Origin of the sequence: Pseudovibrio sp. Alg231-02 (genome assembly GCF_900143565.1) — a bacterium.
Lineage (GTDB): Bacteria > Pseudomonadota > Alphaproteobacteria > Rhizobiales > Stappiaceae > Pseudovibrio.
On the sequence record NZ_FREX01000007.1, the window covers coordinates 104,340 to 122,186 of the forward strand.

Sequence of the window (17,847 nt, forward strand, 5' to 3'; positions counted from 1 at the left end):
GTTTCTGCACTACTGTTCACGCTAAAGAGTTTTCGCGGCTATTCCGGTTCTTTTTTCTTTGCAATCACCAGCTGACCGGCGATTGGATGTCCTTGTTCCAAACGTAGGACCATTTCAGTGCGATCAAGGAGTTCGAGATTGTTCTGCTTCAGCAGGTTCTGAAGGTAATCCTGCGAGTGGGCATAGCGACAATATTTTCCCATGAGATAAGGCTGGCCGCCAAACGCCTCTTCCGGCTGGGTCTCCGTTGAAAAGAGGAAAATACCACCGGGAGCCATGTTTCGGGCGATATTTAAAAACATCTCATCCAAAGTCCCATTATATGGAATGACATCTGTCGAGATCACAAGGTCCCAGGGCTCATGGCGGCTTTGCTTCAGAAACTGAGTGATCTCGCCTTCATGCAAGACATCATAAATCTCTTTCTCTCTTGCTTTCTCAAGCATCTCTGCAGAAAGGTCTAAACCGATTTTGTGAGTGACCTGATCCTTGAGCACCTCACAGCAAAGTCCTGTTCCACAACCAAGGTCCAGCATTCGCTTGAAAGGCCCAACCTCAAGCGCAGCCATTCTCTCCTTAACTTTTTCGGGGAGGGCGTACTTCAGGCCGTCCAGCAGCCTTTTGTCATAGGTCTCAGACATTTGGCCAAACAGCATCAGTACATGTGCCTCGGGCATGCAGCTGGGTACATTGCCTTTGCCAATAGCTGCCAAATGAAGTGAAGCACCAACACTATCATCTGGATCATTGCGCAGAATGTGCTCAAAAGCCTCTGCTGCTTCATCATACTTGCCTGCAGCTTCCAAGTCCAAAGCGTTGTTCAGCTCAAAAAAACTGGAAAGAATATCTGCAACCGGATCAAACTGATTTTCGTCGTCAATACCATTTTTCATGACTACAGCTCTCTGGTTTTATTAGAGCGAAGTGAGCCATAAAACACTTAATTACCTATCCGCACAGTCCAGTTGATCTTTCGAAAACTGTAATCAGTGCGTGATTGGCTGCCACTATTCCATGCTTTTGATCTCTCAAGGAAACGTGGCGATATCGCAATTTTAAAATGGAATTTGAAGAGGCTCTATGAGCCATGAGGAGGAGGGAATTAAAGGCGTCAGTCCACGGCAACGCGGACTGACGCTATATTTGCTTAGCCGAGGATTTTGCCAAGGCTCATGGCAACCATCTTGTCGCCGCCGATCTTGATTTTACCCATCATCACAGCTGTCATAGGGTTGACGGAACCATCCACCAAGCCTTTGAAGGTCTTCGCAGAGCAAGAGATTGTGCAATCAGCCTCTGCTTCTTCTGCGCGCGCGCCGTTCTCGTCGACAATGATGAAGCCCTCATCCTTGATGTTGAGCGCGATCGACTTTGACATATCGACGCCATCAAGCTTGCCGTTGATTCCGGATACGATCTTCTGGATGAATTCGGACATCTGTTCCTCTGGCTATTTTCTGTTTAGGGAGGGCAGGACCCTCCAAATTATTGCAGCTACCTAACTCTATTGCCCGCAAACTACAAGCGCCTCAATGGTCTAGTATAGGTTAACGCCTAAACCAATTCGTCATAGTGCCAAGCAATATGGTCCTGCATAAAGGACGCAATGCAATAGTAGCTGTGATCGTAGCCACCATGCATGCGCAGGGTCAGATCAACGCCTTCATCGCGGCAAACCTTCTCAAAGACCCAAGGTTTCAGCTGCTCTTCCAGGAAGCTATCAGCAGACCCCTGATCGATCAGGATACGGCCTTTCCAGCCGCGGGACTTGACCAGTTCACAGGCATCATAATTTGCCCAGGTGGAACGGTCTTCACCGAGGTAACCAGAGAAGGCCTTCTCACCCCATGGGCAATTAATTGGGTTCACAATCGGTGCAAACGCGGACACACTTTTGAACAGGCCCGGATTTTTCAGCGCGAGGGTCAATGCCCCATGACCACCCATGGAATGACCAGTCAGGCCCAGAGCGCTCAGGTCGATAGGGAAGTGTTCTTCCAAAATCTCCGGCAGTTCCTGCGTGATGTACTCTTCCATGCGGTAGTGCTTGGCCCACGGCTCCTGTGTGGCGTTCAGGTAGAAGCCGGCGCTTTTGCCCATGTCCCAGCCATCATCATCCGCCACATCGTCGCCACGCGGAGATGTATCCGGTGCAACGATGATCATGCCCATCTCTGCGGCTGCACGCTGGCTGCCTGCTTTGGAGACCATGTTTTCCCAGGTGCAGGTGAGACCGGAGAGGAACATCAGAGTTGGACATTCTTCGCCATTCAGGGCACGGCGCGGCAGAAACACCGCAAATTCCATCGGGGTGCCAGTGGACTTGCTGTCATGGCGATAAACACGCTGCTCGCCATCAAAACAGCGCCAGCTTTGGATCAGCTCAATCATAATAGCTCTCTTACAGCGCATTCCCGAAAAACGGTTCCGGTTTTCAGATAAGAATACGCATTAAAATGAAGGCCTAAGCAGAACAGAAGTCCGCTTAGACCTTATCAATACGAAAACCCAGAGTATGGCTTAAAACGTCACAACCGAACGGATGGACTTGCCTTCATGCATCAGATCAAACGCAGTGTTGATCTCATCCAGTGGCATGGTGTGGGTGATCATGTGGTCAATGTCGATCTTGCCATCCATGTACCAGTCCACGATCTTCGGCACATCCGTACGACCACGCGCGCCGCCGAAGGCAGTGCCTCTCCAGGAACGACCTGTCACCAACTGGAATGGACGGGTGGAGATTTCCTGACCAGCACCAGCAACACCGATAATGATGCTTTCGCCCCAGCCTTTGTGAGAGCACTCAAGTGCCTGACGCATGGTGGTTGGGTGGCCAATACACTCAAAGGTGTAGTCCGCACCGCCGCCTGTCAGGTCAACAAGGTAAGGAACCAGATCGCCTTCAACTTCCTTCGGGTTGACGAAGTCAGTCATGCCATACTGTTCCGCAAGCGCCTTTTTGGCTGGGTTGAGGTCAACACCAACAATCTGGTCAGCACCGATCAGACGCAGGCCCTGCACAACGTTAAGACCAATACCGCCAAGACCGAACACAATCGCCTTACACCCCGGCTCAGCCTTTGCTGTGTTGATCACCGCGCCAACGCCAGTGGTTACACCACAACCAATGTAGCAAACCTTATCAAACGGCGCGTCCTTGCGGATCTTCGCCAGAGAAATTTCAGGCAGAACAGTGAAGTTGGAGAAGGTGCTGGTGCCCATGTAGTGGTGAATCTTCTCACCATTGATGGAGAAGCGGCTGGACCCGTCTGGCATGACGCCTGCACCCTGTGTGGAGCGGATGGACTGACACAGGTTGGTCTTCGGGTTGAGGCAGTACTCACACTCACGGCATTCCGGCGTATAAAGCGGGATCACGTGATCACCCGGCTTCAACGAGGTAACGCCTTTGCCCACTTCGCGCACAATGCCTGCGCCTTCGTGGCCTAAAATGGCTGGGAACAGACCTTCCGGATCATCACCGGACAAGGTGAAGGCGTCTGTATGACAGATACCTGTTGCCATGATTTCAACCAGAACCTCAAAAGGCTTCGGGCCGTCCAGCTGAACTGTCTCGATGGAAAGAGGGGCTCCGGCTTTATAAGCAACAGCGGCGCGTGTATCCATATTGTGAACCTATACGTCTTGTTATAGACCCGCCGGATGTGGCGGGACCTCCCCAAAATTGATTAGAGCGGCGCACACCTCCCGCGTGTCACCCCTAAACTTGCACCAGTAACTTATAACGCGCAGAACCACGAATTGCATCAGCGAATTCAGGAGTTTTGCGTAGAGACTAAAGTTAGTAACAAACAACATATTTGAGTGCACAGAGTGGACGTCATTGCGCTATTCAATCATTGCTTTGTTGTCTTCAGGAGAAAAATATGAGTGGCATGACAAAGAGCAAGATTCTCGAGTTTTCGCGCGGGTATCCGGTTTATCTTTTTGCGCTGACGCTCGCAGGCATCACGGCTTGTCTCACCTTCTACCTGCTTGCTATTTTTCCTCCTGTCGGCTTTGTGATCTTGTATATTCTGCAAGACAGGATCCCGCTCACAACGATCATCCCTTTCATTGCAGGGCCCGCTCTACCGGCTGCCATTGTCTTTCATCTTATTCTCAGAAGAACACGGCTCAGACTCCCCGTTGGCGCCACCCTAATCAGCTATTTGGCTGGCACGAGCACAGCCATTTTGCTCATGCTCGTCATCGCAACGCCGTCAGTTACAATCCTCGAAGGTTTCCTCATCTTCATGGGTATTGCCTGCACAATAGGTTACGCGTTCGTCTATTGGCAGCGCATTCCAAAACGCTCTAAAGCAGATACTTGATCGCCAGAACGATACCGCCAAGCAGCAGTAGTGTTTCCGCTACGATAACAAACAGGTGTTGATGGCCGAGGCTGACGAGGGTTTTCAGGGTGGTCATGACTCCAAGTGCCGAGATCGCAATGACGAGGCACCATGTGGAGGCATCAACGAGGATCAGGCGCGGTGTCTCAGGTATCCAGCCCAGTGAGTTCACCACGACCAGTGCTGCAAACCCGAAGGCGAAGTAAGGAACGGGGGCTTTGGCTTCCAGAGCCGTCGTTGTGGCGTTGCTTTTGGTGTGCAACCACTTGGCGGACCACACTGAGATGATGAAAATCACCGGAAGCAACATCATCACTCGCATCAGCTTGACCACAGTGCCGATTTCACCTGCGCTGTCTGACACCGCAAACCCAGCACCCACCACCTGCGCAACATCATGAATGGTCGCGCCAAAGAAGATGCCGAGCTGCACATCGGTAAGGCCGAACATCTGTCCGATACTGGGGTAAAGGATCATCGCGAGGGTTGAGAGGGCTGTTACGGCAATGACCGTGAACAGCGTGTTTTGCTCGTTTTCCTTGGAGTTTGGCAATACGGAGGAAATCGCCAGCGCTGCGGATGCTCCGCAAATGCCAACAGCGCCTCCCGTCAGCAATCCAAAACTGGCGGAGCGTCCGAGTAAGCGAGCCACTACAAGGCCAACAAACAGCATGGCCAGCACCGAGAGAATCACCAGAGCCAGCGTTTGCCAACCGAGCGCAAGGATCTGTGCAAAGGAGACGCGCAGGCCAAGTAGGATCACGCCCAGTCGCAGCACCTTTTTAGCCGCAAAACTCAGGCCTGCCTGACAGTTTCCATCCTCATAAATAGAATGCACAGCCATACCAATGAGCAGGGCGTAAAGCATCACCGGCCCGCCCTGATGCTCGGAGATATAACGCGCAGCAATGGCGATCACCGTTGCAATGATAAGGCCGGGAATGATCTCACGGCCCTCTTTCATCCACTTGGAGAAGAACGGGCCAGAGCTTTCCGGTTGATCTGGCAGGCTGGAGTCGGCTGGCATAAAATCTCACCCTTGCATGTGCCTTTGATCCCCCAGTGCCTCAGTTAAGAAGCACTTCAGACACCATAAGGATGCTGCATGGTGAAGTGGTTACGCCAGCCAAAGAAACCGCCACACCCCATGGCAATTCAGGGGGCGTGGCCTGACTGTTTGGCGGGAGCCTATTGTGTTTCGCTAACCTTTGCTTGCTGCACAGAGTCGCCAACAAGGCTGAGTGCCAGTCCCGCACACGCAATGAACGCAGTGAGGGCAAGCACCAGCCATCCGGTGTATTCAACCGATGTGACGAAACCAACGAACAAGCCGGAAAGCGGCAGAGTGAAGCTGTTGAACAGGATGATCACACCAACCGTCTTACCATAATCTTCCGGCGGAATGATCTTCTGCCGTGCACTGCGGATGTAGACGTTGAACATGCTGTCAAAGCCAAGGATCACACAATACCCCAACAGGTAAATCCAGTAGTTACTCGTGAACCCGGTGATCACACCGCCAACAACCAACCCGCTGTATGAGATGATGCCGATGTGGGTCAGCTTCAGGCGGCTCGCACCTGTAACCAGCAAAACCGCAAAGGTGACAATCGCCCCAACGGATTGCAGCAGCGCGTAGAACTCCTCGGACTGCTCATAAAGACCAGTGACCATACTGGCGGAGGTTGCCAGTGTGACACCGAAGACCAGATTAACTAGCGCAGTGAGCGCCACAATGCGCTTCAATCCCGGCAGGTAAAACAGATGGTTGAGCGCAATGCGGAATGGCTTGGTCCAATGCCCATCCAGCGGCTTGGCCTCTTTCAACTCCACGTCACTGAGACGGCGCCAGATGGAGATGAGCGCATCGGCACTAACAAACAGTGCACCTGACATCACCACAACAATTTCCCAGCCGAACACGTTGAACAGAGCCGCGGCAATAACCGGCCCCAACACGATACAAATCTGGTCAACACTTTGCGCGTAGGACTGCACTTTGGTGAAGGTCACGTCTTTGAAGATTTGCGGCAGCATCACTTCGCGAGCCATAAACCCTTGCGTGGTAAGCACGCCTGAGAGGGCCGCAATGGCAACAATCCAACCCACGTGAGGCATAAAATATTGGCCAAGGAGACCAAGGGCACAGACCAGTGAGCGGCCTGCCTGAGAAATGCGGATCAATGTGACGGGAGAAAAACGGTCCGCCAGAATTCCGCAGACGGGAAAGCAAAGAATGCGCGGCAGCGTTTCAGCCGCAAAAGCAAGGCCGGAAAGCGACACACTGCCAGTGGTTTGGAAGACAACAAGAGGAACGACGAAAAGCAGCAGTTGGTCTCCTAAACGAGAACCAAACATGGAGCCAAAGAACACAAAAACGGAGCTTTTCACTCTGTATTCCAGTCATAATTGGATGAGGAACGAATAGTAGGGCTCGCGGCACAAGAGCAATCCGCTGAAGATCAGGGGAGGTGGGAGAAGGCCATCAGCCTAGGAGGATCAGCTTGCAGGTTGCGTCGGCGAGTTATTTTTGTGGGGCGATCTTGGTTTGAAGATCATCCAGAAAGAGAGAAACAGTCTCCTTGTTTACGCGGAAATACACCCAGTTGCTGTTGCGTGTGAGCGTCACCAGACCGGCATTTACCAGCACCTTCATATGGTTGGTTGCTGTGGGCTGAGAAATGTCGAGTTTTCGAGCGATTGCTCCCAAACAAACCCCATGCTCAATCAGATCGCCATGCTTCTGCGGCGGAAAATGCGCCTCAGGGTCCTGAAGCCACTCCAGAATGGTCAACCTGTTCTCATTGGCGAGAGTTTTAAGGATTTCAATCAAGCTCATGTAAATAACATATAGGCAGTAAGCTATATAGCAACATTACAATATAGCTTATCAACTATATTCAAGGATCCGCGTTGGAGAGGGACATACACTCTCCTCATCTCAAGCTTTCACAACACCATTGAAACAACCCGGAAAATGCGATGTTATTGGCGTATTGCTCTAAGATTTTTAGTTTCAAGAAAGTTGCTGTTGTGCTGATACTCCGCCAGATACTCTCTTACATCTGCTGCGCTTTCCTCGCGGTTCTCTTCTCAACCGCAGCTTTGTCGGCTCCGTTATGGCTGGAAGCTAAAGGGGAGGGTAGCCCCTCCATCATCTTCATCAGTGGGAATGGAAATGATGCTTCGGTTTGGAAAGGCATTGAACCACATTTGCGCAAGGTGGGTGTTCAAACCGTGGTCTATGACCGCGCCGGTTTAGGCAATAGCCCGTTATGGGAAGGGCCGTACACCGTTGAAGGCGAAGCTGAAGATTTGCAAGCAGCATTGACGGCACACGGTGTAAGCGGCCCTGTAATCCTCGTTGCCCACTCCTATGGCGGCTATATTGCAAGCCTCCTGGCCGAGAATATGGTGCAGGTGACAGGCCTTGTTTTTGTAGATGCAGGCATCCCGGCGGATATGAGCCCGCAGCTGGTCGATTACGTTCTTGCAGAGTACACACCACGCTTCGAGGCACTCGAAAAAGCAGCACCGGAACTGGCAAAAGCAATCATTCCGGTGGTGAAAGCCTATCCCGCCACAGCGAAACGCATGCGCACGGTGAGCATTCCTGAGCATCTGCCTATCATCGACATCCTCGCTGACACGTCATGGGTGCAGGATGAGAAGATCGTCAGCCAAATGCGCAAGGCTCACGCTGATTTCGTCGCCACCTCCCCAAACCGCAGCAGCCAGTTCGCCAAAGGCAGCGGACATAACGTGATGAAAGACAAGCCGCGCTATGTGATCGAGGCCATCACACGCATGGTGGAACAACTACGGTAACTGCGATATGAAACTGACGCACATCAACCTTGTCACAAAAGACGCAAAGGCACTTGCCGCATTTTACCAACGGGTCTTCAACTGCGCGTACCTGCGGCCCCCAAAGGTGTTATCTGGGAAGTAAGTCTCCTGCGGCACCGGGTTGCCAAACTCCGAAATTCTCTCGATATGGCTGAAGTTTCCAGAGTGTGACACGCCTTTTCTGGAACTTCATCAGCATAAGGTCATGCTGGATCGGGACTCACCACAAGTAAACGAACCCGGCTTCGGTCATCTTTCGTTTCAGGTGCCAGACATCCACTCAACTCGCGCTGAAACCATCGCAGCTGGTGGGAACCAGTTGGGCGAGATTACAGATTTCGGCACACCCGACAAACCACACCTGATCATCTACCTGCGAGACCCCGAGGGCAATATTCTCGAGCTGGAACAACCTTTTTCTCAAGATGCAAACTGACCGGCAGCAGCCTTCAAACCACTGCCGATCAGCGCGTTTCAAAGTATTTCGCTAGCTCGCAGAAACCAGTGCGAGTGCACGGATGGGACTGCCGGTTCCATCGGCGATCTTGAGTGGAGCGGCGATCAGGATGGCGCCTTTTGGGGGTAGCTTGTCCAGATTAGCGAGGCTGGCGAGGCCGTAGCGGTTGGCAGCGTGCAGCAAGTTGTGCGCAGGATAGGGTGGCTCCATCCCTCCGGCACATCCCGCATCCGTGCCGATGCATTCGTTGCCCCAACCCAGAATACCTTTGGAGAGGATATACTCAATGCAATCAACGGTTGGCCCCGGTGAGTGCGGCCCATTCTCATCTACATTGAGAAACTTCGCTTCATCGGTGTTGCGATGATACCAATCGCTGCGCATGACAACCCATTCACCAGCATTGATCGATCCATGCTCAGCTTCCCACTCCTTCACACGATCAGCCGTCAGCAGGAAATCCGGGTTTGCAGCAGTCTCGGCGGAGCAATCAATCACGTTGACAGGCGCTACAAAATTCTGCGGTGAGATGGTGTCGGTATATCCATCTGCATAGTCTTTTCCGGTAATCCAGTGATGCGGCGCATCAAAATGTGTGCCGGAGTGTTCACCCAGTTTCATCCAGTTCCACGCAAAGAACGGACCATCCGCATCATACTCACAGATCTTATGAATCTCCACTTTCGGCGTGTTTTTGGCAAAGTCAGGTGGCAGTTGTAAAATGGGAGTTTCTGGCCCTAATCGACCAGAAAGATCAATCACTTCCACATCTCCAGTAATCAGTTTTGTGCCAAGGTCTTCCAATATGCTTTTGGTCAGCATCCCTCTTTCTCCCTCCCAGAAAGTGGACGTTTTTAATATGAGAAACCAACCGTCCCGTAAGATTTCTCAGGGACCACGCTAAACACATTCATATGTATACGCAAATATTTTCCGCAGAGTAAGTCTTGCAGATGTGCAGCCACGCGCATGGGACCGCAAAGTACTCAAACCGTCTTTTGCATCCTGGGAGGAGGCGATTATATTTTGCGGGGCGTAGCTGTCAGGAAGCAGCGTCAATCAACGCCTTGGCCGCAATCTTGGCTTCGCCTGCCGGGTCTTTGCTGTTGCCAAAATGCGCGGTAATGATCGCGCCTTCCTGCAGCATAAGCAGTTGCCGCGCCAACGCTTCCGGATTTTTCAGAGCAGCCGCTTCAACCAGAGTCAGCACACCCTCGTACATGGCATTTCGCTGCTCAACGGTTTGCTGGTGAATGGGGTGGTCAGGTTCCGGGTATTCCGAGCTGGCTTTGATGAACATGCAGCTCTTGAAGGTGTCTTCCTTGAACCATTCATCCAGAACATCAAACAGCGCCAGCAACTGATCTCTGGGTTCGCTCGCCAACTCAGCAACCCGCTGTGCAGACCAGCTGTGAAACTGCTCCTCACGCAGCTTCAGCGCAGCAAGGATCAGTTCATCCTTGCTTTTGAAGTGCTTGTACATGGAGGTTTTGGAGATGCCGGATTCTGCCACCAGCATATCCATGCCCGTTGCGTGAAATCCGTTTCTGTAGAAGGTTTCCATCGCCTGTTGTACGAGTTCATCTCGTTTATTTTTGCGCATACCAACCTCTGGGTTTACTGATCAGTACATATAACGAAAAAAATATGGCCGAACAAGGGAATTCATTTTAGCCGCAAAATCAAAGGGCTTTGCTAAGTCTCGTGACGGGCATCACACACCTCGCGATTTGGTGAATTGACCAAATGAACAGATCGGTACACCTTAGCAATCAGCACTGTACCGATCAGTAAACAATAAGAGGTAACAATATGCTCAACTTATCTATGCGCCCCCTGACGGAAGATGCGGCACTCGCAAAGGTAAGAGCTGCGGAGGATGCGTGGAATTCACGCTGCCCGACTATTGTTATCCGAAACCTGTCTCGCGATTGCATGTGGCATGACCGGAACCAGACGATCGAAGGCCGGCCACAGATTATGGGGTTCCTTTCGGCCAAATGGAAAACCCAGCTCCACTATCGCCACATCAAAGAGCTTTGGAGTTATAACCAAAACCGTTTCTCAATTCGCATTGTCAGCGAATGGCGCACCATACACAACAAGTGGTTCCGCTCCTGCGGCAACGAGAACTGGGAATTTGACACCAAAGGTTTGATGAAAAAACGGATCACCTGCATCACCGACACGGAGATCAACGAAAACGAACGCCTGTTTGCCTGGCCCTTTGGCCGCCGCCCGGATCACCACCCAGGTCTGTCCGAAATGAACTTATAACGAGCTCCACCGGAGGAATGCGTCCATCCGCTTAGAGTGCCAAGCACGGCCCCATCGACTTGGCCTTTTCAGAACACTGCGGACCTATCCCAGTTCCTCCCGCTCCCCCCAGAGCAATGCGACGGCTCCTTCTACCCAAAGGACCGTCGCATTTTCTGTTCCAGCTCCCATATTCAGAGATATTCATCAGATATCTCGGGAGTTTTCATGCCCAAAGCCTTTGCCCAGATTGCCTTTACGCCTGCTGCTCAATCTTTTCAGGACCGCTATGGCACCAAAGAAGCCTACGCTACATTGCTGGAAGGGGAGGAGTTGACGGGCCATCAAATTGAGCCAGACCACGCCGCATTCATCAGTCGTATGGATGGCTTCTACCTCTCAACACTCTCACAGACTGGTTGGCCGTATGTGCAGTTTAAAGGCGGGCCAAGAGGTTTTCTGAGGGTGCTGGATGACCAGCATTTTGCGTATGCCGACAATCGCGGCAACCGGCAATATCTCAGTGCTGGAAACATCTCTCAAAACGCCCGCGTGTCTCTCATACTGGTGAACTATGAAACACAACAGAGGCTCAAAATCTGGGGTGAGGCGCAGATAACTTCCCTGGAGGAAGACCGGGAGTTTGTCATGGATCTCATGCCTGAAAGCTATAAGGCTGATCCTGAGCGCGCTATTACTATTAAAACAAAAGCACTTGAGTGGGATTGCCCAAGACATATTCCCAAGCGTGCTTCTGTAGCACTTTAGAATCAGCTGCCTTATACTTCAAAGTGCCTTGATTTTAAGGAGTACAAGCCATGCCTCATATTGTTGTTTATTCCCCTCGTCTTAGCCGTGAAAAGAAAGCTGCCTGTGTTGCAGCTTTAACCGAAGCATTTTGCACCACAACAGGTTTAGCCAGAGACCACCTCGTGATTCATCTTGAGGAACATTCATATGATAATATTGCAGTGGCTGGAAAACTGCTGACAGATACTATGCCTGAGATTGCAGTGGGTGAGAAACCGCTTCAGGAAGTCAACGAGTAAGCTCACAGACCATCGTGTAACAAGCACAACGGGTGAAAGCCCGCAGGATAGAGCTCATATCCAGCGGGCGCCCACAGTCATGCCATGCGCAATCTAACTGTTCTTTGAGCCCGTCATCCGGATGGTTGCGTCGCTGCGTTCAAAGACCTTTGGGGAGAGCGCGATGCCCAAACCCGGTGCGGTGGGGGCGAGCAGGTAGCCATTTTCGAATACTGGCAGGCCTTCCATCAACTCGCTGTACCAACCGAAGTAAAACGCCCGCACCATCTCCTGAACCAGCGCATTGGGCAGGTTGATGGACAGGTGCACAGCTGCGGTCAAAAGCCCCGGCCCGGTGCAGTCGTGTGGCGCGACGGGCAACTCGTAGGTTTCTGCCATGGTGGCGATCTTCTTGGCTTCTGTCAGGCCACCACACCAGCCGATATCCAGCATGCAGACATCCGTGGCCCGCTTTTCAAACAGCTCGCGGAAAGACCAGCGGGTGGCAAGGTTCTCGCTGGCGGTGACCCAAGTCTCAGCGCGGCGGGCGTATTCTGCCAGTGCGTCCACGTTGGTCATCTTGATCGGGTCTTCCAGCCAGAACACGTTGTAAGGCTTCAGCGCACGAGCAATCTTTTCGGCCATGGGCAGGTTCCACACGCTGTGCAGCTCCACATGGATGTCCATGGCATCCCCAACAGCCTCACGAATTTGCTTGAACGGGCGCAGACCGGCCTCCAGATCTTCCGGCGAGATGTAGGTGCCGTTGGTTTTGACTGCGAACTGATCAAACGGCCAGATCTTCATGCCGCGAAAGCCCATATCCAGCAGGCTCTTTGCCAAAGTGCCGGCATCGGAGAGGAAAGCCTCCAGATCCTCATAGGGGCCTTGAGCGACAGAGTCCGTGCTCCAGTCTTCTGTGGTGTTGACCTGCTTGTCCTTCACATACTCATAACCTGCACAGGTGTTATAAGCGCGGATCTTGTCTCGGCTTCTGCCACCCAGCAGCTGATGCACGGGTGCGCCAAGTGTCTTGCCCGCAAGGTCCCACAGCGCGATATCAATGGCGGAGGCGGCCCGCATTTCAGCTCCCGTGGAGTTGAAACCGCAGATGGGGTTGAGCAACAGGCGGGAGATGGCATCAATCTGGGTTGGATCACGGCCAATCAGTTCCTGACCCAGTGTTTCGTGGATGAACCCGCAAACCGCATCTGAGCCATAAAAGGTCTCGCCCAGACCAAAGCTGCCCGCATCCGTATGCACGCGCACCCAGGTTACATTGCGAAATTCTTTGAGATTGATGGTTTCAATACCGGTGATTTTCATGTTGTGTCTCGGAGAAAGGAGTTGGGGAGAGGGGATGACAGCTCAGTCAGAGGCGAGGCGGTCACGCTCATTCTGCATCACGACGTTGGCCAGTGAATTCTCGCGGATCTCTTCGTTCAGTTCATCCAGATCAAGATCATAGGCCGCGCGGTCAATAATGCGGACAGACGCTTTACGAGCCGCCTCCGCATCCCGCAGACGAATGGCTTCTAGAAGGTGGCGGTGCCGTTCCAGGCTGTCATTGAGCTCGCTGGCAGCTTCCGTGGTTTTCTTGATCAGGACAAACACCGCAGGCATGGTGCTGCGCCCAATCTGCACCCAGACCAGATTATGGGTCGCCTGATAGATCGCCTCGTGAAACTGAATGTCATACTGCTGGAAGTGCTTGCCGCGATAGGTCAGGTCGTCCTTCTGCATGGCCGCATACATGCCGTTCCAAGCCGCTTCTATCTTCATAAGATCCTTCGCCGTGGCCCGACGGGCGGCTTCCATGGCGATGAACGGTTCAACAGACGTGCGGAAACGGAAGATCTCCCGCGCGAAAATCAACGTGTTGCCGCCATACTGCGCGATCCACGTGGCCACTTGCGGGGAGAGGATGTTCCATTCCTGATAGTCTTTGACGCGTGTGCCAAAGCCGGAAATGCGCTCAATGATGCCGTGATTGGTGAAAGTTGCCAGAGCGCTGCGCATGGTGGCGCGGCTCACACCAAACTGATCCGTGAGCTCAAGTTCCTTGGGCAGAAAGTCGCCGGGCTTGAGCTCAGCAGAGAACAACTGCCGAGCCAGTTCCTCGGTGATCTGATCTCGCAGATCCTGAGTGTATGTCGATACCATCACGCATCAGCCTCATCAAAAGAGCAGAAAGATAAGACGAGCCTATCCATGTCTGACATACAATTAAATATGACCGACTACTTAGATGTCAACATGCAAACATCGCGCGTAAACTCATCACGCAATGCTATATTATGTCACAATACGAAGTACACACAAATACAAGTAGATATTAATCAATACATGAGCTTGGCGAATTATAAGTATAGATCGCACACCCAACTATTACGGCACCCATATTTTTCTGCTTCAGTTATGTGGAGCAGGAGAGATATGGATGCCGCAGATCATGTCAGATGAACGGGGTTACACTGCGTGCCCTTCCAAAACGACACTCTCAGACATGCTTTGATCTTTGAGGCGCTCATTCTCCGGGTCCCAAAGTGGTGCATCCGGCTGTACGATTGCTTTGTAAAGCTTACCGTAGATTTTGATGGTCAGCTCAGTTCCCGGTTTTGCCAGATCAGCCTGCACGGCACCAAGCGCGATGGAGGCATTGACGCGGTAGCCCCACCCGCCGGAGGTGACTTCCCCCACCATGTGATCCCCATGCCAAATGGTGGACATGTAAGGAGCGTCATACTCGCCAGCCTCCACGATCATCGTCACAAACCGACGCTTCGCACCTTCTGCATGTTCTTTCAGCAGCGCAGCTTTGCCGGGGAAGTTCTGCGGCTTATCAAGCTTCACGAACCGGTCCAGACCTGCCTCCAGCAAGGTGTAGCCGGTCGAGAGGTCTCCCTTCCAGCTGCGATAGCCTTTCTCCAACCGCAAGGCATTGAGCGCATACATGCCAAACGGTTTGGCCCCAGCTGCAAGGACCGCCTGATAAATCTCCGGCATATCCTCATTGCTCGCATGGATTTCCCAGCCCAGCTCACCCGTAAAAGAGACGCGCACCAACAGCACAGCCTTACCAAGCATGGTGGCTTGTTGCAGGCTCAGCCAACTGAGAGACAGGTCCGCTTTGAGCATGGGAGCAAGCAGTTGACGGGCCTTTGGGCCGGTGACGATCAGTGTTGTTGTGTCCGTTGTCTGGTCTTCCAGAACCAATCCTTCTGGCAGGCAGGCTTTGAGCAGCTCAAAGTCATGCCACTGGGCCAACGCGGCGGTGATCAGCGTGAACTCGTCTGCACCATGACGCAGAACCGACATTTCCGTAAGGACGCGGCCACGATTATCGGGGAAGTAGCCAAGGGTCATGCGGCCAACTTTGGGGAGACCTCCCGCGATCTGTCCTCGCAGCCAGTCAGCAGCGCCTGTACCCGAGAGTTTGAACCGCGAAAAGCCGGAGAGGTCCAGCACGCCAACATGGTCACGCACGGCCTCGCATTCCTCCCGCACCCGCTGTTGCCATGGACCGGAGCGGCTCCATGTTTGCGTGGCCTCGTGAGAGGTATCGTCGCCCGTTTGCGCAAACCAATTGGCCCGTTCCCAACCATTGTGAGCCCCCATCTGTCCACCCAGTTCCAGTAGCTTGGTGTGGTTGGGGGAGAGCTTGCGGTCCCGACCAGCTGGCCATTCGTGATGGGGAAAGTGCATGGCGTATTCGTGACCGTAGACTTCCTTCGCTTTATCGATGCAGTACTGCTTGTCAGTGTAATCGGTGTAGCGTCTTGGATCGACAGCCCACATGTCCCACTCGGTCTGGCCGTGTACAATCCATTCTGCGGCCACCTTGCCAGCGCCGCCGCCCTGCGCAATGCCAAAGGTGAAGGAGTGCGCCTCAAATGCATTGGGCACGCCGGGCATAGGGCCAATCATGGGCAGGCCATCAGGTGCGTAGGGAATAGGCCCGTTGATGTTGCGCTTCACCCCTTGCGTTCCGAGCAAGGGCACGCGGGCCATTGCGTCTTCAATGTAAAACTCCAGCCGCTCCAGATCATCCGGATAAAGCTGGAAACTGAAGTCATCCGGCATCGGGTCATCTGATGAGGTCCATGCGGTTCGGCAGGCTCGTTCATAGGGGCCCAGGTTGAACCCACCCGTTTCCTGCCGCAGGTAATAGGAGGTATCAGGATCACGCAGCATGGGCAGCTTGCGGCCCTGTGCCTTGGTCCATGCCTCCACCTCTGGAACAGCCTCAGTCATGAAATACTGATGGCTCATGGTAACGGAAGGCACAGCACGCCCACCATACGGCTCAAACCATTCGCCAACGCGCGCAGCATAGTAGCCAGCCGCATTCACCACATACTCGCAGCGGATTTCACCTGTCTCAGTACAGATAATCCATTCCCTGCCTTCACGGCGCACGCCTGTGGCTGGTGTAAACCGCAGGATGCGGGCACCCAGCTCCCGCGCGCCTTTCGCCAGCGCTTGTGTCACCTGCGCCGGATCGATATCGCCATCCAGCGGATCCCAGAGGCCACCTTCCAGATCGTGTGTTTCCATAAAGGGGAAGTGTTTTTGCAGCTGGTCTGGCGTGCACATATCCATAGTCAGGCCCATATGCTCAGCCATGGCGGCCACATGCTCAAACTCCATCATCCGGCTGTGGCTGTGTGCCAGTCGGACCGCGCCAGTGACATGGTAGTTGATGGGGTAATCCACCTCATCAGCCAACCTGCGATACAGCTCCAAGCCGTAGCGCTGCATGTTCATTACGGCATAGCTGGTGGCAAAGTTGGGGCAGTTGCCTGCCGCATGCCATGTGGAGCCTGCCGTCAGCTCATTCTTTTCCAGAAGCACGCAGTCGCTCCAGCCCAGCTTTGCCAGATGGTATAGCGTGGAAACGCCGACAACGCCGCCGCCGATAATGACAACCCGCGCGGTGGTTGGGATAGACATGCGCACCTCCTCCAAAATCTATTCGTTTGTCATGTAGTCCTCTCCCGCTTTTCTCTGTGAGACGGGTATCATTCTTGTCTGCAAACATTTCTTTGAGCGGGTGCCCTAATAAACCGGCGGTGAGATCACCCAGATAGCAATGGCAGGTTCAGCATATGGGTTGGACCAGCGGTAAGACGCCTCCTTGATGCGGAAACTGTCGCCTGCCTCCACCGTGAACATCTCTTCCCCAATCCACACATCCAGCTTGCCCGAGACCATGTAGGCCACCTCTTGCGTCGGGCGCGTAATCGCCGCGCTGCGGTGAGAGCCAGGTTGAAAGGTGGAGTGGATCATCTCAAAGCTGTCGGTCAGATCTGGTGACACCAATGTTTCAAGCAGGCCCTTATCCCGCTCTCCAATCACGCGGCGGTTGCCATCGCGCACCACGCGGCCTCTCTCATTTTCCGGCGCCTCTGCATTACCGAAGAACAGCGAGAGCTGGACGCCGAACACCTCGGCAAAGTGCTTCAAGTCTGTATGGCGCGGCGTGGATTTATCCCGCTCTACCTGAGAGAGCCACCCCACTGAGCGGCCGAGTTGTTTTGCCAGATCTTCCAGCGTCATACCGCGCGCGATGCGAAGCGCCTTCAGATCTTCTCCCAATGTGCTTGTGATAGTCATGTGACGTGATTCCGTGAAATATTTTGCGATATTTTCACTAATCTACGTGAAAATTTCAAGGATTATTTCACGTAGATCCTACAATCCAGGCGATCAAAAGCCATGAGATCGGTTGTTTATCTCGCTGTATCAATTGGTTAACGAAATTATCCCGCTAACTATATTAGTCGCGACAAATATATCACTACCCTCTTATTTTTCAGGATGCCGGTTCCACCGTGCAGGAGGGTTCGTTAGGGTCTGCGCATAGCCATTCCTTTGAATTCTTCAGCTGATCAGCGAT

19 protein-coding genes are annotated in these 17,847 nt (G+C 53.0%); 6 read left to right on the forward strand and 13 right to left on the reverse strand.

The window, feature by feature from the left end; genetic code table 11:
- Nucleotides 1–38: 38 nt before the first annotated feature.
- The 4 genes from DHN43_RS18130 to DHN43_RS18145 all read right to left on the reverse strand — a co-directional run bounded on the left by DHN43_RS18130 (nucleotide 39) and on the right by DHN43_RS18145 (nucleotide 3,630).
- Nucleotides 39–893 carry a class I SAM-dependent DNA methyltransferase gene (locus tag DHN43_RS18130; protein ID WP_108819549.1) on the reverse strand — a complete coding sequence of 285 codons (855 nt, stop codon included), beginning with the start codon at nucleotides 891–893 and terminating at the stop codon, nucleotides 39–41.
- A gap of 254 nt (nucleotides 894–1,147) precedes the next feature.
- Nucleotides 1,148–1,438 (reverse strand): SCP2 sterol-binding domain-containing protein, encoded by a 291-nt coding sequence (locus tag DHN43_RS18135; RefSeq protein WP_063301284.1) that lies wholly within the window; start codon nucleotides 1,436–1,438, stop codon nucleotides 1,148–1,150.
- Between the two features lie 116 nt (nucleotides 1,439–1,554).
- On the reverse strand, nucleotides 1,555–2,391 hold the full coding sequence (gene fghA / locus DHN43_RS18140; protein ID WP_108819550.1) for an S-formylglutathione hydrolase: 837 nt from the start codon (nucleotides 2,389–2,391) through the stop codon (nucleotides 1,555–1,557).
- Between the two features lie 129 nt (nucleotides 2,392–2,520).
- The gene (locus DHN43_RS18145) at nucleotides 2,521–3,630 is read right to left on the reverse strand and encodes an S-(hydroxymethyl)glutathione dehydrogenase/class III alcohol dehydrogenase (protein ID WP_108819551.1); all 1,110 of its coding nucleotides are present in this window, start codon (nucleotides 3,628–3,630) and stop codon (nucleotides 2,521–2,523) included.
- 260 nt (nucleotides 3,631–3,890) lie between these two features.
- Between DHN43_RS18145 and DHN43_RS18150 the strand changes: the two genes are divergently transcribed.
- Nucleotides 3,891–4,337 (forward strand): hypothetical protein, encoded by a 447-nt coding sequence (locus DHN43_RS18150; protein ID WP_108819552.1) that lies wholly within the window; start codon nucleotides 3,891–3,893, stop codon nucleotides 4,335–4,337.
- On the opposite strand, the gene DHN43_RS18155 is transcribed toward DHN43_RS18150, so the two are convergent.
- The 3 genes from DHN43_RS18155 to DHN43_RS18165 all read right to left on the reverse strand — a co-directional run bounded on the left by DHN43_RS18155 (nucleotide 4,321) and on the right by DHN43_RS18165 (nucleotide 7,197).
- Nucleotides 4,321–5,385, reverse strand: a complete 1,065-nt coding sequence (locus tag DHN43_RS18155) for a YeiH family protein (RefSeq protein WP_108819553.1) — start codon at nucleotides 5,383–5,385, stop codon at nucleotides 4,321–4,323. The genes DHN43_RS18150 and DHN43_RS18155 overlap by 17 nt on opposite strands.
- A 161-nt stretch (nucleotides 5,386–5,546) precedes the next feature.
- The gene (locus DHN43_RS18160; RefSeq protein WP_208995484.1) at nucleotides 5,547–6,749 is read right to left on the reverse strand and encodes an MFS transporter; all 1,203 of its coding nucleotides are present in this window, start codon (nucleotides 6,747–6,749) and stop codon (nucleotides 5,547–5,549) included.
- A 133-nt stretch (nucleotides 6,750–6,882) separates the two neighbouring features.
- Complete coding sequence (locus DHN43_RS18165; RefSeq protein WP_108819554.1) at nucleotides 6,883–7,197, reverse strand: ArsR/SmtB family transcription factor; 315 nt, start codon at nucleotides 7,195–7,197, stop codon at nucleotides 6,883–6,885.
- A 143-nt stretch (nucleotides 7,198–7,340) separates the two neighbouring features.
- Here DHN43_RS18165 and DHN43_RS18170 point away from each other — a divergent pair, with 143 nt between their 5' ends.
- Both DHN43_RS18170 and DHN43_RS27450 read left to right on the forward strand, forming a co-directional pair.
- Nucleotides 7,341–8,186: an alpha/beta fold hydrolase gene (locus tag DHN43_RS18170; protein WP_108819555.1), complete on the forward strand. Its 846-nt coding sequence runs from the start codon at nucleotides 7,341–7,343 to the stop codon at nucleotides 8,184–8,186.
- A gap of 226 nt (nucleotides 8,187–8,412) precedes the next feature.
- The gene (locus DHN43_RS27450) at nucleotides 8,413–8,643 is read left to right on the forward strand and encodes a VOC family protein (protein WP_244306823.1); all 231 of its coding nucleotides are present in this window, start codon (nucleotides 8,413–8,415) and stop codon (nucleotides 8,641–8,643) included.
- Between the two features lie 51 nt (nucleotides 8,644–8,694).
- Here the strand turns inward: DHN43_RS27450 and DHN43_RS18180 are convergent, their stop codons facing one another.
- Together DHN43_RS18180 and DHN43_RS18185 are read right to left on the reverse strand one after the other, a co-directional pair.
- Nucleotides 8,695–9,486, reverse strand: coding sequence for a cyclase family protein (locus DHN43_RS18180; protein ID WP_108819556.1), 792 nt, complete (start codon nucleotides 9,484–9,486; stop codon nucleotides 8,695–8,697).
- A 220-nt stretch (nucleotides 9,487–9,706) separates the two neighbouring features.
- Nucleotides 9,707–10,267, reverse strand: a complete 561-nt coding sequence (locus DHN43_RS18185; RefSeq protein ID WP_108819557.1) for a TetR family transcriptional regulator — start codon at nucleotides 10,265–10,267, stop codon at nucleotides 9,707–9,709.
- A 209-nt stretch (nucleotides 10,268–10,476) separates the two neighbouring features.
- Between DHN43_RS18185 and DHN43_RS18190 the strand changes: the two genes are divergently transcribed.
- From DHN43_RS18190 to DHN43_RS18200, 3 genes are all read left to right on the forward strand, one after another.
- Nucleotides 10,477–10,941, forward strand: coding sequence for a DUF1348 family protein (locus DHN43_RS18190; RefSeq protein ID WP_063287541.1), 465 nt, complete (start codon nucleotides 10,477–10,479; stop codon nucleotides 10,939–10,941).
- Between the two features lie 207 nt (nucleotides 10,942–11,148).
- Nucleotides 11,149–11,688, forward strand: coding sequence for a pyridoxamine 5'-phosphate oxidase family protein (locus DHN43_RS18195; protein WP_108819558.1), 540 nt, complete (start codon nucleotides 11,149–11,151; stop codon nucleotides 11,686–11,688).
- Between the two features lie 50 nt (nucleotides 11,689–11,738).
- Complete coding sequence (locus DHN43_RS18200) at nucleotides 11,739–11,969, forward strand: tautomerase family protein (RefSeq protein WP_057461399.1); 231 nt, start codon at nucleotides 11,739–11,741, stop codon at nucleotides 11,967–11,969.
- 93 nt (nucleotides 11,970–12,062) lie between these two features.
- Here the strand turns inward: DHN43_RS18200 and DHN43_RS18205 are convergent, their stop codons facing one another.
- From DHN43_RS18205 to DHN43_RS18220, 4 genes are all read right to left on the reverse strand, one after another.
- Nucleotides 12,063–13,274 carry a mandelate racemase/muconate lactonizing enzyme family protein gene (locus DHN43_RS18205; protein WP_108819559.1) on the reverse strand — a complete coding sequence of 404 codons (1,212 nt, stop codon included), beginning with the start codon at nucleotides 13,272–13,274 and terminating at the stop codon, nucleotides 12,063–12,065.
- Between the two features lie 42 nt (nucleotides 13,275–13,316).
- Nucleotides 13,317–14,111 carry a FadR/GntR family transcriptional regulator gene (locus tag DHN43_RS18210; RefSeq protein WP_108819560.1) on the reverse strand — a complete coding sequence of 265 codons (795 nt, stop codon included), beginning with the start codon at nucleotides 14,109–14,111 and terminating at the stop codon, nucleotides 13,317–13,319.
- A gap of 306 nt (nucleotides 14,112–14,417) precedes the next feature.
- Entirely contained in the window at nucleotides 14,418–16,901 is a 2,484-nt protein-coding gene (locus DHN43_RS18215) for a GcvT family protein (RefSeq protein WP_108819561.1), read from the reverse strand.
- A 105-nt stretch (nucleotides 16,902–17,006) separates the two neighbouring features.
- Complete coding sequence (locus DHN43_RS18220) at nucleotides 17,007–17,564, reverse strand: helix-turn-helix domain-containing protein (RefSeq protein ID WP_063306967.1); 558 nt, start codon at nucleotides 17,562–17,564, stop codon at nucleotides 17,007–17,009.
- Nucleotides 17,565–17,847 lie beyond the last annotated feature (283 nt).